At 40.3% G+C, this 14,895-nt stretch carries 14 protein-coding genes; 3 read left to right on the top strand and 11 right to left on the bottom strand.

Going from position 1 to position 14,895, the window contains the following annotated elements:
* Positions 1-205 precede the first annotated feature (205 nt).
* Together HT699_RS05470 and HT699_RS05465 are read right to left on the bottom strand one after the other, a co-directional pair.
* Positions 206-1,051, bottom strand: coding sequence for an undecaprenyl-diphosphate phosphatase (locus HT699_RS05470; protein WP_172934163.1), 846 nt, complete (start codon positions 1,049-1,051; stop codon positions 206-208).
* A gap of 61 nt (positions 1,052-1,112) precedes the next feature.
* Positions 1,113-3,002 carry a DUF2207 domain-containing protein gene (locus tag HT699_RS05465; protein WP_000750623.1) on the bottom strand — a complete coding sequence of 630 codons (1,890 nt, stop codon included), beginning with the start codon at positions 3,000-3,002 and terminating at the stop codon, positions 1,113-1,115.
* A gap of 137 nt (positions 3,003-3,139) precedes the next feature.
* Here HT699_RS05465 and HT699_RS05460 point away from each other — a divergent pair, with 137 nt between their 5' ends.
* The gene (locus HT699_RS05460) at positions 3,140-4,705 is read left to right on the top strand and encodes an ABC transporter substrate-binding protein/permease (protein ID WP_023937414.1); all 1,566 of its coding nucleotides are present in this window, start codon (positions 3,140-3,142) and stop codon (positions 4,703-4,705) included.
* A complete protein-coding gene (locus HT699_RS05455; protein WP_000189488.1) occupies positions 4,705-5,445 on the top strand; it encodes an amino acid ABC transporter ATP-binding protein in 741 nt (246 codons plus the stop codon). Before HT699_RS05460 ends, HT699_RS05455 begins: the two co-directional genes overlap by 1 nt.
* Positions 5,446-5,553: 108 nt before the next feature.
* Here HT699_RS05455 and HT699_RS05450 read toward each other — a convergent pair whose 3' ends face one another.
* From HT699_RS05450 to rpmB, 9 genes are all read right to left on the bottom strand, one after another.
* A complete protein-coding gene (locus HT699_RS05450) occupies positions 5,554-5,769 on the bottom strand; it encodes a hypothetical protein (RefSeq protein WP_001130036.1) in 216 nt (71 codons plus the stop codon).
* 830 nt (positions 5,770-6,599) lie between these two features.
* On the bottom strand, positions 6,600-7,850 hold the full coding sequence (ilvA, locus tag HT699_RS05445) for a threonine ammonia-lyase IlvA (RefSeq protein ID WP_000952969.1): 1,251 nt from the start codon (positions 7,848-7,850) through the stop codon (positions 6,600-6,602).
* Positions 7,851-7,900: 50 nt separating this feature from the next.
* Positions 7,901-8,257 (bottom strand): hypothetical protein, encoded by a 357-nt coding sequence (locus HT699_RS05440; RefSeq protein WP_023939147.1) that lies wholly within the window; start codon positions 8,255-8,257, stop codon positions 7,901-7,903.
* A gap of 84 nt (positions 8,258-8,341) precedes the next feature.
* Positions 8,342-9,364 (bottom strand): ketol-acid reductoisomerase, encoded by a 1,023-nt coding sequence (ilvC, locus tag HT699_RS05435; RefSeq protein WP_000290683.1) that lies wholly within the window; start codon positions 9,362-9,364, stop codon positions 8,342-8,344.
* 65 nt (positions 9,365-9,429) lie between these two features.
* Positions 9,430-9,906 (bottom strand): acetolactate synthase small subunit, encoded by a 477-nt coding sequence (gene ilvN, locus HT699_RS05430; RefSeq protein ID WP_001253803.1) that lies wholly within the window; start codon positions 9,904-9,906, stop codon positions 9,430-9,432.
* Complete coding sequence (locus tag HT699_RS05425; protein ID WP_000411733.1) at positions 9,899-11,599, bottom strand: acetolactate synthase large subunit; 1,701 nt, start codon at positions 11,597-11,599, stop codon at positions 9,899-9,901. The genes ilvN and HT699_RS05425 overlap by 8 nt, the downstream gene beginning before the upstream one ends.
* Before the next feature lie 205 nt (positions 11,600-11,804).
* Positions 11,805-13,472, bottom strand: coding sequence for a DAK2 domain-containing protein (locus tag HT699_RS05420; RefSeq protein WP_172930981.1), 1,668 nt, complete (start codon positions 13,470-13,472; stop codon positions 11,805-11,807).
* A gap of 2 nt (positions 13,473-13,474) precedes the next feature.
* Complete coding sequence (locus HT699_RS05415; RefSeq protein WP_000216436.1) at positions 13,475-13,840, bottom strand: Asp23/Gls24 family envelope stress response protein; 366 nt, start codon at positions 13,838-13,840, stop codon at positions 13,475-13,477.
* A gap of 154 nt (positions 13,841-13,994) precedes the next feature.
* Positions 13,995-14,183: a 50S ribosomal protein L28 gene (gene rpmB, locus HT699_RS05410; protein WP_001140948.1), complete on the bottom strand. Its 189-nt coding sequence runs from the start codon at positions 14,181-14,183 to the stop codon at positions 13,995-13,997.
* A 390-nt stretch (positions 14,184-14,573) separates the two neighbouring features.
* On the opposite strand from rpmB, the gene HT699_RS05405 reads away from it, so the two are divergent.
* Positions 14,574-14,895 (top strand): helix-turn-helix domain-containing protein (locus tag HT699_RS05405; protein WP_172934162.1); only part of this gene is annotated, 322 nt, incomplete at its 3' end.

The following is a 14,895-nucleotide window of genomic DNA, read 5'->3' as shown; positions in this document are numbered from 1 at the left end:
TTCCTTGCTTTTTATACTCAATGAAAATCAAAGAGCAAACTAGGAAGCTAGCCGCAGGTTGCTCAAAACAGTGTTTTGAGGTTGTGGATAGAACTGACGAAGTCAGCTCAAAACACTGTTTTGAGGTTGCAGATAGAGCTGACGCGGTTTGAAGAGATTTTCGAAGAGTATAAAACCTTGAAGAGCTGCCCCTTCAAGGTTTTTCTTATACAAATAAACGGACAAAACTGTAAAGTAGCAAAACACTACCAAGCACGATACGGTATTTACCAAAAAAGGTAAAGTCGTGTTTTTTCACATAGCTGGTCAAAAAGCGAATAGCCACCATGCTGACCGCAAAAGCGACTCCCATCGCGACCAAGAGCAAAAACAATTGCCCAAAGCTCAAGAGCTGTCCTGCTTTCAAAAACTTGAAAATCTTTAAGGCACTGGCCCCAAACATAACAGGAATTCCAAGATAGAAAGTAAATTCTGTCACAACAGAACGACTGGTTCCATTTAACAAACCACCGACAATCGTTGCACCTGAACGGCTAGTCCCTGGTAAAAGGGCAAGAACTTGGAAGAGTCCGATATAGAAAGCGGTCGTATAAGGAAGCTTGTCTAACTCTGTTACACTTGGCTCAATAGCACGCGCTTTATTGCGCTTTTCCAAATAGATAAAGGCAATCCCGTAGATAATCAACATGAGGGCAACTGAAACCATGTTATGGAAGTGGGTATCAAACCAATCATCAAATTTAAAGACGGCAAGTAAAGGCAAGGTCGCAATCAAGACCTTCAGCCATAGTCTCCAAGTCTTACGAACTTCCTGCTTGTCCTTAGTCGGTTTAAAGGGATTTAGTTTATTAAAGTAAATCACCATGACTGCTAAAATAGCACCAAGTTGAATCACGACATTAAACATGGACATAAAGGCTTCATTTTGATTTTGGTATTGGATAAATTCCTCTGCTAAAATCAAGTGACCTGTACTGGAAATGGGCAACCATTCCGTAATTCCTTCAACAATTCCGAAGAAGATAGATTTTAAAATTTCAATAAGATACATAGATTACTCCTTTTTTCTATCTTCCATTATAGCATACTTTTTCAGTCTATGGCAGTTCTCTTTAAAAGGCTCCGATACTGCCGCCACCTCCGCCTCCAGAGAAGCCACCGCCAGAACTTCCACTTCCAGAAGATACGGAGTAGGTACTTGCTGTATTTGCGACACTAGCATAATGGCTCATTTGCGCGCTTGAATGATAAAACATACTGTGCCAGCCATAAGCTACATAGAGGTTGATATCTGGATTTTCCACTTGAATCTGATGAACCTTCATCAAATGGCTGACCTTGTCCGCATAGCCAAATAAGGTCGCATAGACCAAGAGGCGATTCCAGACCACAATACTTTCCAATTCAGCCTGATCCAATCGCGCAATCTCACGCAACATATTTTCAAAACTGGTCCAGAGATAGTAGACCTCTGCTCCTGCTTCATTTAGGACACCATCACGATTATCTAATCGAAGCTTCCAATAATAGAAAACAGCCAAAACCAAACCTAGAAAACCAAGTATTGGCAAGGGGAGGTAAAGATAGCCATAAACGTCCAAACTGTACAAGAACAAACCAAATCCAATAAATAGGGGCAAGATAGTGGAGAGTCCCATACCCACTTGCAAGGCCTTTTCCCCACCAGTTAAAGGACGATAGTAATCTGGGAGCCCCCAGAAGAAAACCCTGTCTCTGACCCCTTCTTGCATCTCTTTTAATACTGCTTCGAAAGAAGATTTAAGCTGACGCCCCTTTGCTTGAATCCGTTTTTCATCAGAGACTTTTGCTCTACGATAAAGACTATCAGATACCTTGTAATCCGCAAACAAATTGGAAAGAGTTTCTTCTTTTTTGCCTGAAAAAGCCAGATTTAGACAGTCTTTCTCAAAGCTTGACAAACCATCTTCTTTTACTAGCCTCAAACCAACTGCATCTCCTTCTGAAATGATAGAGACATTTCCACGGTCTATCACATCTAGCAAGGTAGCTTGAATAAGTTGGTCAAAGGTGAATTTGCCAGCCCCCTTGACCAAGGGACTCACTTCCTCCAAGGAGGTCGAGTAGACAGCCTCTGATAAAACCATAGGCTCTAATTCCATTGGTGGTTCATAGAGACGATGATTTTTGGCATATTTGACTGAAGGAGTTGTCTTTCTTCTATAGATAAAATAGAAGCAGACACTCAATAACAAGGAGATAGAAAGTATCGAAGGTAAGACCCAAGTAAGGAGTTGTTTACTTTGCTCTTTTTCTTTAACAATCGAGTCTTCTACCTTATTAAATTCTTCTAAATGATTTCCTTTCAATCCCTGATCCCTAGCGCTAGCAAAATCAGTTCGAGGCCAATAGGCATGCAATTCAACTCCACGCTTAGCCGGAAGATTGTCCAAACGAATAGTATAATCAAGGCTACTCTTTTCAATCGTTCCCTCTCTAAAAAGTTTCCCTGTATGGAAAAAGAGTTTTTCAGCTCCCTTGTCTCCCCTTACATGAAATTCAAACTTGCCAATAGCCCCTGAACTATCTGTTAAAGGTTGCCAATTTAATTCAGCAATGTCATCATATAGGAAAAGCAAATTTTTTAAGTTCCATGTAAGCTCAACTTCAACTGTGTCGCCTTCCTGGCCTGGATTATAGACTCTCACAGTATAACCATTCGCTTCTTCTGTCACTTCGCTCGTAACGTCTGCTAGTTCAGCACCATTTTTCGCAGCCTGAACCTTTGGATGAGGATCAATGTCAAATCCACTAGGCATCTTGCCAGCACGTCCAAGTCCCACGATTTGGCCCTTAAAGTCCTCCTCAAACTGATAAACTATCTTTTGTCTAAATTCTGCCGTATTGTCTGCATGAATATACAAATCCCCTTGATAAGAGTTTATCTTGAAATCAATGGCGAAAACAGAAAGTGGCAGAAGGCAAAACAAGCCAAACATCAGTAAGAAAAAAGTTTTTTTCATCAACTAAGCCCCCTTTTTATCTTTCTTATCATTATAGCATTTTTTCGTAAGTAAAGGCTTACTTATGTTGAAAAATTACGCATTTTTCGATAAAATAGGAGACAGTTATTTTTTAATAGATTAGAATAGGAGAAATCATGAGAAAAATATACTTATCTATTTTCACAAGTCTCTTGCTGATGCTAGGACTTGTCAATGTTGCTCAAGCCGATGAATATTTACGCATCGGGATGGAAGCAGCATATGCCCCCTTTAACTGGACCCAGGATGATGATAGCAATGGAGCTGTCAAAATCGATGGAACCAACCAGTATGCCAACGGATACGATGTTCAAATCGCCAAGAAAATCGCTAAGGACTTAGGTAAAGAACCTTTGGTTGTTAAAACCAAGTGGGAAGGTCTAGTCCCTGCCCTTACTTCTGGTAAGATTGACATGATTATCGCAGGTATGAGTCCTACTGCCGAGCGTAAACAAGAAATTGCCTTTTCAAGCAGTTACTACACTAGCGAACCAGTTTTGCTTATCAAAAAAGATTCTGCCTACGCAAATGCTAAATCTTTGGATGACTTTAATGGTGCGAAAATCACTTCTCAACAAGGTGTCTACCTCTACGACTTGATTGCACAAATCTTAGGTGCTAAAAAAGAAACAGCTATGGGAGACTTCGCTCAAATGCGCCAAGCTCTTGAGGCTGGTGTCATCGATGCCTATGTTTCTGAACGCCCAGAAGCTCTGACTGCTGAAGCTGCTAACTCTAAGTTCAAGATGGTCCAAGTAGAACCAGGTTTCAAAACTGGGGAAGAAGATACAGCTATCGCCATTGGACTTCGTAAAGATGACAATCGTATTAGCCAAATCAATGCCAGCATCGAAACCATTTCAAAAGATGACCAAGTTGCCTTGATGGATCGTATGATCAAGGAACAACCTGCCGAATCTACAACAACTGAAGAGACTAGCAGTAGTTTCTTCAGCCAAGTCGCTAAAATTCTTTCTGAAAACTGGCAACAACTCTTGCGTGGTGCGGGTGTCACCCTTTTAATCTCTATCGTCGGAACTATCACAGGTCTCATTATTGGACTTGCCATTGGTGTTTTCCGTACTGCTCCTCTCTCTGAAAATAAAGCCATTTATAGCCTACAAAAACTAGTCGGCTGGATCCTCAATGTCTACATTGAAATTTTCCGTGGTACGCCAATGATCGTTCAATCGATGGTTATCTACTATGGAACTGCCCAAGCTTTCGGTATCAACCTTGATCGCACACTGGCTGCTATCTTCATCGTTTCGATTAACACTGGTGCCTACATGACTGAAATCGTCCGTGGTGGTATCCTAGCAGTTGACAAGGGACAATTTGAAGCTGCTACTGCTCTTGGTATGACCCATAACCAAACCATGCGTAAGATTGTCCTGCCTCAGGTTGTCCGTAACATCCTACCTGCAACTGGTAATGAATTTGTCATCAATATCAAAGATACATCTGTATTGAACGTTATCTCTGTTGTCGAACTTTATTTCTCAGGAAATACCGTGGCAACTCAAACCTATCAATACTTCCAGACATTTACAATCATCGCCGTGATTTACTTTGTCCTCACCTTCACCGTAACACGTATCCTACGCTTCATCGAACGCAGAATGGACATGGATACCTATACTACAGGTGCTAACCAAATACAAACGGAGGATTTTAAATAATGACACAAGCAATCCTTGAAATTAAACACCTCAAAAAATCCTATGGCCAAAACGAAGTGCTAAAAGACATTTCACTCACTGTCCACAAGGGAGAGGTAATCTCTATCATCGGAAGCTCTGGAAGCGGGAAATCGACCTTCCTACGCTCCATCAACCTACTTGAAACACCAACTGATGGACAAATCCTTTATCATGGACAAAATGTCCTCGAAAAAGGCTATGACCTCACGCAATACCGTGAAAAGTTGGGGATGGTGTTCCAATCCTTTAACCTCTTTGAAAATCTCAACGTGCTTGAAAACACAATTGTCGCTCAGACAACTGTCCTTAAACGCGAACGCACAGAAGCTGAAAAGACTGCCAAAGAAAACCTAGAAAAAGTCGGCATGGGAGAACGCTACTGGCAAGCGAAGCCAAGACAACTCTCAGGGGGTCAAAAACAACGTGTGGCCATCGCTCGTGCCCTCTCCATGAATCCGGACGCTATTCTCTTTGATGAACCAACATCAGCTCTCGATCCAGAAATGGTTGGAGAAGTCCTCAAAATCATGCAAGATCTGGCTCAGGAAGGCTTGACCATGATTGTCGTAACCCACGAAATGGAATTCGCCCGTGATGTCTCTCACCGTGTTATCTTTATGGATAAGGGTGTGATTGCTGAAGAAGGCAAACCAGAAGATCTCTTCACCAATCCTAAAGAAGACCGTACAAAAGAATTCCTTCAACGCTATCTCAAATAAAAAGAAAAGGCTGCCTCAACCGTGCAGTCTTTTTGCTGTCCTCAAAATGAAAAGGCAGATTCTCTATCTCTACTACTTGAGGGTCAAGAATCCGCCGTTATCCAAAGATTAATCTTCAAATTTTTCATGATTTTTTTCATAGAAATCAATTAGGCCTAGGGCTGTTTCAAATGAAATATTTTTTACTTTTGCACGACCCTGCGCCAGAGCAATGATAGACATTTCACGCGCATTCGTTTCCTTAGAGATACGGTAGCCTGTGATTTTCTTATCACGAACCCAGCCAACAACTGATTCTACTTTTTCAAAGTTTGACTTAGCCATGTTTTTCTCCTATTTTCTTCTTTACAATACTTAATTGTATACGTTTTTACTACTTTTGTCAATAAAAAAACATATATTCAATAAAATAAATGACCCAGAATCTTCTTACTTCCTTTTTAAAGCCGATAATATATAGTTTTCCGCTTACTATAACCCATCAGTATGCTCCTAAAAAACAATTGCATTATTAAACTTTAAATTTGTAAAAATATTCACGTATGCTGAATACCAGTTTCTTAATAGGATAGACAGGATTTACTATTTCATTCTATCTATTCCTTTTAAATCAACAAGCCCACTAAAGATAGTCTTTCACTCCTCACTATCTCTAAATCATTCCGTTTTCTTTCTCCTTCTTTGGTTCCTTTCCTGTCCTTATCTATATCTTATCCATTTCACAACCGGTACTACTTACTTTGTACAATCTTGCATCTTCTGATTACATACCCACTTTCCAGCTAGTCATTTAAAATCAGTATCACTAGCTATTGCATGTCTAGCACTATTGTCTATCTCACGAGTTTTTTCGACCAACTCACCTAGCAGTCATCTCACAAACATTGATTATTTTTTTTGATTCCTATTATATTTAGAGAAATCTCAAATTAGGGATATATACAATTGGGGATTTCAAAAAATTTCCTTATATATAGTAAGTAATTCTGCCGCCTTAATATAAACAGAATCGAAAATAATAGGTGTTATAGTGAGTTGTAGTAGAAATAGCACGATAAGCTTCCTAAAACCATAGGAATCGCCCCCTTTCTTCACTATCATTATAACACCTATACATTAGTTGTGCAAATAATATGATATTTTTTTATTAGTCCTCAGACAAGCATATTATAGAGCGTTTCATTCCCATTTAAGTTAATATAAGCTGGATCAAAACCTTCCATTCGACGAATTAAGCCTGCATAATCATGCTTATCTGCCAAAGCGATCCCAATCAATACTGGACCTGTTCCCTTACTAGCTCGCTTGATATACTCAAAACGGGTGATATCATCATTTGGCCCCAAGATATCATTTACAAACTCACGCAAAGCTCCTGGACGCTGTGGGAAATTGACCACAAAGTAATGTTTGATCCCATCATAAATCAAGGCACGCTCTTCCATTTCTGGCATACGGTTGATATCATTATTCCCTCCAGAAATGATACAACAAATGGTTTTCCCCTTGATATATTCAGCTAAAACCTCTAAAGAGGCGATACTAGCTGCTCCAGCAGGTTCTGCAACAATCCCTTGCTTAGAGTAGAGGTCAATCAAAGTTTCAGAAATCAATCCCTCATCGACACCTACCAAAGTTTGAACATGTTGACGCGTTGCTTCATAGGTCAACTGTCCTACCTTTTGCACAGCAATCCCATCCGCAAATTTGTCAATTTCTTTGAGTTTAACAGGTCCACCAGCTTCAAAAGCAGCTTTCATGGAACGCGCTCCATTAGCCTCTACCCCAATGACTTCAATTTCTGGACTTGTTTCCTTGATATAGGTAGAAACCCCGGCAATGAGACCGCCACCACCAACAGGGACCAAGACAGCATCAAAGTCAATCGATTCTTTTCGAGCTTCTTCTAAAATCTCATAAGCAACTGTTCCTTGACCCGCTTGGACATGAGTATCATCAAAGGGAGCAATAAAGGTACGATTTTCAGAGACTGTAAATTCTTGAGCTGCTTTGGCTGAGGCATCAAAGGTATCTCCAACTAGTTTAATGGTTACAAAATCCCCACCAAAAAAGCGAACCTGACCAATCTTTTGTTGCGGAGTGGTAATGGGCATAAAAATAGTAGCAGGAATTTTCATCTCATTACAAGTATAGGCAACTCCCTGCGCATGATTTCCCGCAGAAGCACAGACTACCCCACGCTCACGTTCTTCCTTGCTGAGCTGAGAAATAGCATAATAGGCACCACGAATTTTAAAGGAACGAACACGCTGGGCATTTTCTTTTTTCAAATAAATCTTAGCACCATACTTCTCCGATAAATAATGGTCGTAATCCAGTGGGGTATTCACAACCACACCATTCAAGACCTTATGAGCCTTGATAATATCTTTTGAACTTAACATATAAAACCTCTTTTTCTATAAAAAACAGTCACTAATGACTGTTTTTTTAGTTATTCATCTCCAAAAACTTCAGCAACACTTTCATGATATTTATGAGCCATACGAATTGAAAACTCTTTAGGAAGTTCATAACGATTTGTGGAAATCCAATCATATAACCATTCTGCCAAACTTTCTTCACTATCATTACGATGGAAGATAAAATAGTTTAAAACTTCTTTATATTCTACATCATTCAAATCCAGCGTGTCTACAAATTGACTACGAGGAACAAAATTAGAATCTAATTTTCTTAGTTGATCTGTCAATTCTCCCAATTGTAAATCCAACTGAAAAAATAATTTTTGCAGTTGCCTATCAGTTTCATCACATCCTGTCTTGATAGAAAACAAATTGGTAATATTCATATGATTTCAACCCCTAAATAAGTATATCTAATATCCCACGAATAGCTGAAGCTACTATTTTAAGCAAAATTCTTTGCTTTCTAATTAGTTATAGATTTTGAATGCATCATCGTCGTTTTTACCAACGAAAGGCATTGCTTTACGCAATTCTGCACCAACTTTTTCAATTTCAAGGTTAGCTGCTTGTTCACGGTAAGCAGTCAATTTTGGACGTCCAGCTTTATAGTCATTTACAAAGTCATTTGCAAATTTACCATTTTGGATGTCTGCCAAGACAGCTTTCATATTTTCTTTAACTTGCTCAGTAATCACACGTGGACCTGATACATAGTCACCGTATTCAGCAGTGTTTGAAATAGATTGACGCATTTTCTTGAATCCACCTTCATAGATCAAGTCAACGATCAATTTCATTTCGTGAAGAACTTCAAAGTAAGCCAATTCTGGAGCGTAACCTGCTTCTGTCAAGACTTCGAAACCTGCTTCGATAAGGGCAGTCAAACCACCACAAAGTACAGCTTGTTCACCAAACAAATCTTCTTCAGTTTCTTCTTTGTAAGTTGTTTCAAGAAGACCTACACGAGCTGCTCCAACACCTTTACACCAGTCCATAGCAATGTTTTTCGCATTTCCTGTTGCATCTTGGTATACTGCGTAAAGAGCTGGTACACCAAATCCTTCTTCGTAAGTACGGCGTACCAAGTGCCCTGGTCCTTTAGGAGCACACATAAAGACATCTACATCCGCAGGAACTTTGATAAATTCGAAGTGAATGTTGAAACCATGAGCAAATCCAACTGCATTCCCAGCTTCCAAGTTTGGAGCGATTTCTGCTTCGTACAATTCTTGTTGGATTTCGTCTGGTGCCAAAATCATGATAACATCAGCCAATTTAGTTGCTTCTGCTACTGTGTAAGTGTCAAATCCATCTTCTTTTGCTTTGTCAAAAGATTTACCTGGACGTACACCGATGATGACATCGCGACCTGAGTCACGCAAGTTTTGAGCATGCGCATGTCCTTGTGAACCATAACCGATAACGGCGATTTTTTTACCGTCAAGTGCTGCTACTTTAACATCTTTTTCGTATTCCATTTGAACTGCCATAGTTTTTCTCTCTTTTCTATCATTTATTGCCTTTTAGGCTGGTTTAACAAATTTAAGTTGGATTTTTAGTCACGGGTAAATCCAGTTGCACCCGTTCGAGCAATATTGCGAATACCGTATGGTCGAATGACTCGTAATAGAGCTTCACTCTTTTCAGCATTTCCTGTCATCTGAATGGTAATCGAGCTTGGCGCTACGTCTACCACTGTTGCACGGAAAGGTTGAATAATCGCTAGAATCTCAGCTCGCTTCTCAGCTGGCGCTGACATCTTAACCAAAATCACCTCGCGCTCCAAATGAGGCTTGTCTGTAATATCACGAATGCGAATCACATCAATCTGACGATTGAGTTGCTTGATAATTTGCTCCACTTCATCATGAGAAGCAACATCAATAATAATGGTGATACGCGATACATTCGGATCTTCTGTTGCTCCAACAGAGATGCTTTCAATATTAACCTGACGACGAGATAAGACACCTGTAAAGCGATTGAGGACTCCTGAACGATTTTGTAGTTTTGCTGTTAACATTCTACGCATGGAACTTCACCCCCAACATCTCATGATTACTCTTACCAGCCGGTACCATTGGTAACACCTGTTCCTTACGAGAAATATCTACCTCAATTAGCATAGGAACATGCTCAGTGATGACTTCAAGGTCTTGAGCCAAGGTCTCAGGATTGTCAAACTTATAGTTTTTAATACCATAAGCCTGCGCCATCAATTGGAAATCAGGAAGGGTATCAAAGACCGACTCTGATGTTCTTCCTTCATAGAAGGATTCCTGCCACTGGCGAACCATTCCAAGTGAATGATTGTTCAGCATAACCACCTTGATTGGCACCTTGTAAATATTCAAAATAGCCAACTCCTGGTTGGTCATTTGGAAACCACCATCCCCAACAAACAAGACTACTTCCTTATCTGGGTTAGCAATTTTAGCCCCGATTGCTGCTGGAATTCCGAATCCCATGGTTCCTAAACCACCTGAAGTCACTAACTGACGTTCATTTTGGTAGGGATAATACTGGGCTGTCCACATTTGGTGTTGACCAACATCTGTTACCACAATGGCATCTCCATTCGTCAATTCACCAATGCGTTCAATAACTGCTTGCGGTTGAACCACACGCTCTTTCTTATCATAAGAACGAACACGGTTCTTGTCTTTAGTAACTTTCTCAATCCATTTCTCAGTATTGTTATGAACTGTCGGTTCTGCTAGCAACATTTGCAAGGCTTTCTTAGCATCTCCAACTACAGGAATATCTGCACTGATAATCTTGCCAATCTCGGCTGGGTCAATATCAATATGGGCAACCTTAGAATTCTTAGCAAAAGTCTTTGGATTTCCTGTCAAACGGTCATCAAAACGAGAGCCAATACTAATCATAAAGTCCGTCTCTGTCATTGCAATATTCGCTGCGAAAGAACCGTGCATCCCCCCCATTCCAAGGAAGAGTGGGTGAGTCGTTGCAATTGTTCCTTGACCTAAGAGAGTTGTTACGACTGGAATTTGATAGCGTTCTGCAAATTCATTTAATTCTGCCGCAGCCTCAGCATAACTAATTCCACCACCAGCTAACAAGACTGGCTTTTTAGCCTTGGACAATTGCTTCAAGATTTTCTTGATTTGCATATCATTTGGTTCAAGAGTCGGCTGATAGCTTGGTAGGTTCACTTCTGGTGAATAAATGAAGTCTGTTTCTAAAGCAGATACGTCTTTAGGTAGGTCAATGACGACTGGCCCTGGACGGCCTGTAGTCGCGATATGGACAGCTTCCGTGATGATACGCGGAATATCAGCTGTCTCACGAACTTGGTAATTGTACTTAGTGATTGGCATGGTAATTCCCACGATGTCTGCCTCCTGAAAGGCATCCTTCCCAATCCCTGCTCGCCCTACCTGACCTGTAAAGACCAAAAGGGGAACACTATCGCTCATGGCATCCGCAATCCCTGTAATGGCATTTGTTGCTCCCGGTCCGCTAGTAACGACGGCAACACCCAACTTTCCAGTTGATTTAGCATAACCTTCAGCTTCATGCAGACAACCTTGCTCATGGCGTCCTAGAATGTGGTGAATACCTTTAAAATTATATATCGCATCATAAAAAGGCAAGACTGCACCACCAGGATAACCAAAGATGGTATCAATTCCTAAATCACGAAGTGTTTCCAAAACTAGGTCCGAACCCGTCTTAGGAGATTCTAAACTGATTTTCTCCATTGTTCCCCTTTCTTTCCTCTTAAAAATAACTTGTTACTATCATACCATTTTTTAAAAAATTTTCAAGAGAAAAGAAGAAATTTTCTGAATTTTCTATTTTAACGTTTATTTATGAATGTTATTTTTGTTTTTATTAAAAAGATACCGTTTTCATTTACTAAAAAAGAAAAAAGAACTGATTTCTCAGTCCTTCATTAATCGGCTCTTATTCCACACTAAATAGATAGGGGTAAACAGGTTGTTGACCTTGGTGGATTTCAACTTCAAGATCCTCAAATTCTTCTGCGATTTCTTGAGCGATTTCATTGGCAAGTTCTTCGCTTCCGTCTTCACCGACATAGAAGGTTACGATTTCACTGTCTTCATCCAACATATGTTTCAAAGTTTCTGCCAAGGTTTGGTGCATGTCAGGGTTTGACACGAGGATTTTCCCATCCACCATACCTAGATTATCGTTTTCATGGATTTCTAAACCATCGATCGTTGTATCACGCACGGCTGTTGTGACGCTTCCGCTAACGACATCGCTAAGAGCAGCTGTCATACGCTCTTGGTTTTCTTCAATGGACTTGCTTGAATCAAAGGCAAGAAGACTTGTCAAACCTTGAGGAAGAGTGCGAGCCTCTACCACTACTGCTGGTTGCTCCAAAACTTCTGCCGCAGATTGAGCTGCCATGAAGATATTCTTGTTATTTGGCAGGAAGATGATGTTACGGGCATTGACCTGTTCAACAGCCTTGATAAAGTCTTCTGTTGAAGGGTTCATGGTTTGACCGCCTTCGATAACATAATCCACACCTTGAGAACGGAAGATATCTGCTAGACCTTTACCAGCCACCACAGCAATCAAAGCATACTCTTTTTCTTCAGCTGGCTTGCTAACTTGGGCAGTTTCTTTCTCAATCTGTGCTTCGTGTTGGTTACGCATATTGTCAACTTTTACCTTGACCAAGCTACCATATTTTAGACCTTCTTGCATGACAAGTCCTGGATCTTCTGTATGGACATGGACTTTGACGATTTCATCATCATTGACAACGAGGAGAGAATCTCCAAGTTCATTCAAGTAGTTACGGAATTCATCGTAGTCAAAATCTTTGGCATAGGTTGGACCTTGCTTAAGAGCTACCATGATTTCAGTACAGTAACCAAAGTTGATATCCTCAGTCGCCACATGACCAGCCACAGACTTGTGGTGCTCTGCATTGATCATTTCACTCATATTGGCAGGAGTCGCTACAAAGTCCTCAGATGCAATATATTCACCAGTAAGGGCAGAAAGGAAACCTTCGTAGATAAAGACCAATCCTTGACCACCTGAGTCCACAACGCCAACTTCCTTCAATACTGGAAGCATGTCTGGCGTTTTAGTTAGAGCTGTTTTAGCACCTTCCAAGGCTGCGCGCATGACTTCAACAGCATCATCTGTTTGCTCAGCTTTTTTCTTAGCACCGATAGCAGCCCCACGAGAAACTGTCAAAATCGTTCCTTCAACTGGTTTCATCACTGCCTTATAGGCAACTTCAACACCTGATTGGAAGGCAAGGGCCAAGTCTTGACCTGTTAACTCGTCTTTATCCTTGATGGCTTGTGAAAATCCACGGAAAAGCTGAGACATAATAACTCCTGAGTTCCCACGCGCACCCATCAAAAGCCCTTTAGCAAGAATGCTCGCTACCTCTCCAACTGTAGAAGCTGGCTTGTCTGCAACTTCTTTAGCTCCATTTTCGATGGTCATCCCCATGTTTGTTCCAGTATCTCCATCTGGAACAGGGAAGACGTTTAATGAATTGACATATTCAGCTTGCTTATTCAAGCGAGTTGATGCAGCCTGCACCATTTCTTGAAATAAGCTAGTAGTAATTTTTAACACGGTTATTCTCCTACAACTTTGATATTTTGAATGTAGACATTTACAGTCTGAGCAGTAATTCCAAGCTGGTTTTCCAAGCTAAAGGCAACACGCTCTTGAATGTTTTTTGACACTTCACTAATCTTTGTTCCGTAGCTTAACACGGTATACACATCAACTGCAATGCTTCCATCTTCGGCTGCCTTTACGACGACACCTTTGGAATAATTTTCCTTACCTAGAAGGGCTTGGAAATTATCTTTGAGGGCATTTTTACTAGCCATACCGACCACACCAAAAATTTCAGTTGCTGCTCCACCTACGACGGTTGCAATCACTTCATCTGTTAGTTCGATTTGACCATCTTTTGTATTAATTTTTACAGTCATCCTTTTTACCTCAACTAGTTGATACTCTATTTTATCATATTTCAGCCCAAGTGTAAAAGCAGAATACTGTATCAGCGGATATTTACTCTGCTTTTAAAATGATTTTTTCACTATGTCAAAAGAAAAAGACCCTGAGGTCTCCTTGCTTTTATTATTAAACGCGTTCAACTTTACCTGATTTCAAAGCGCGAGCTGAAGCCCAAACTTTTTTAGGTTTACCATCGATAAGAACAGTAACTTTTTGAAGGTTTGGTTTTACGGCACGTTTTGTTTGGTTCATCGCGTGTGAACGGTTGTTTCCTGATACAGTCTTACGACCTGTAAAGTAACATACTTTAGCCATTGTGTTTTCCTCCTATTAAATCTAATATAGCGGATGTGCTAGCACTACATACCGTACTATGTTATCACACTTTCTTCATTTTTGCAAGGGAATTGGAAGATTTTTTTATTTATTGTGATTCGAATGTGATATTGAAAGTTCTATAATGAAGTTAGCCACCCAGCCCTCCTAAAAATTAGATGTTTTAACTAGCTGATAGCTAGCCCTCGATTTCATTTGATAAGAGGCTTGATGCTGTTAGACTGACAAGCCAAGGCTAAGATTAGCCTTGGTTTAGCTGACAAAACTGCTTCAAGGGTTCCTCTTGTCAAATGAAAGCTCTTCTAGGCATAAGAAAACACCTCTGTATTATACTTGTTGTTCAATCACAAACACAAGAAAGGCACAGAGATGAAAAACCATTATACTACAAAAGCCAAACATTTGACAATCGATAGCCGTCGCTTAATCGAAAGATGGAAAAAAGAAGGGAAATCAAATAGAGAAATCGCCTCTTTACTTGGAAAAGCTCCTCAAACCATTCACAATGAAATCAAGCGTGGGACAGTCCGACAATGTCTTGGAAAAGGACGCTTTAAAGAGGTTTATTCTGCCGACTATGCTCAACAGTCTTATGAAAATAATCGCAAGCGCTCGGTCAAGAAATCAAGATTGACCAAGGAACTAAAGGAAAAGATTCTCCACTATCATAACCAAAAATTTTCGCCTGAAA

Source organism: Streptococcus sp. 1055, assembly GCF_013276815.1.
Lineage (GTDB): Bacteria > Bacillota > Bacilli > Lactobacillales > Streptococcaceae > Streptococcus > Streptococcus pseudopneumoniae.
The sequence above is the reverse complement of the archived record's forward strand: the minus strand, read 5'-3'. Positions and strand labels throughout refer to the sequence as shown.

Excerpts from the sequence above, each read along its gene's own strand:
- ilvN (WP_001253803.1), bottom strand. The coding sequence starts at position 9,906 with ATGCGTAGAATGTTAACAGCAAAACTACAAAATCGTTCAGGAGTCCTC.
- rpmB (WP_001140948.1), bottom strand. The coding sequence starts at position 14,183 with ATGGCTAAAGTATGTTACTTTACAGGTCGTAAGACTGTATCAGGAAAC.
- HT699_RS05465 (WP_000750623.1), bottom strand. The coding sequence starts at position 3,002 with ATGAAAAAAACTTTTTTCTTACTGATGTTTGGCTTGTTTTGCCTTCTG.
- HT699_RS05450 (WP_001130036.1), bottom strand. The coding sequence starts at position 5,769 with ATGGCTAAGTCAAACTTTGAAAAAGTAGAATCAGTTGTTGGCTGGGTT.
- ilvA (WP_000952969.1), bottom strand. The coding sequence starts at position 7,850 with ATGTTAAGTTCAAAAGATATTATCAAGGCTCATAAGGTCTTGAATGGT.
- HT699_RS05455 (WP_000189488.1), top strand. The coding sequence starts at position 4,705 with ATGACACAAGCAATCCTTGAAATTAAACACCTCAAAAAATCCTATGGC.
- HT699_RS05440 (WP_023939147.1), bottom strand. The coding sequence starts at position 8,257 with ATGAATATTACCAATTTGTTTTCTATCAAGACAGGATGTGATGAAACT.
- ilvC (WP_000290683.1), bottom strand. The coding sequence starts at position 9,364 with ATGGCAGTTCAAATGGAATACGAAAAAGATGTTAAAGTAGCAGCACTT.
- HT699_RS05460 (WP_023937414.1), top strand. The coding sequence starts at position 3,140 with ATGAGAAAAATATACTTATCTATTTTCACAAGTCTCTTGCTGATGCTA.
- HT699_RS05415 (WP_000216436.1), bottom strand. The coding sequence starts at position 13,840 with ATGACTGTAAAAATTAATACAAAAGATGGTCAAATCGAACTAACAGAT.
- HT699_RS05470 (WP_172934163.1), bottom strand. The coding sequence starts at position 1,051 with ATGTATCTTATTGAAATTTTAAAATCTATCTTCTTCGGAATTGTTGAA.
- HT699_RS05425 (WP_000411733.1), bottom strand. The coding sequence starts at position 11,599 with ATGGAGAAAATCAGTTTAGAATCTCCTAAGACGGGTTCGGACCTAGTT.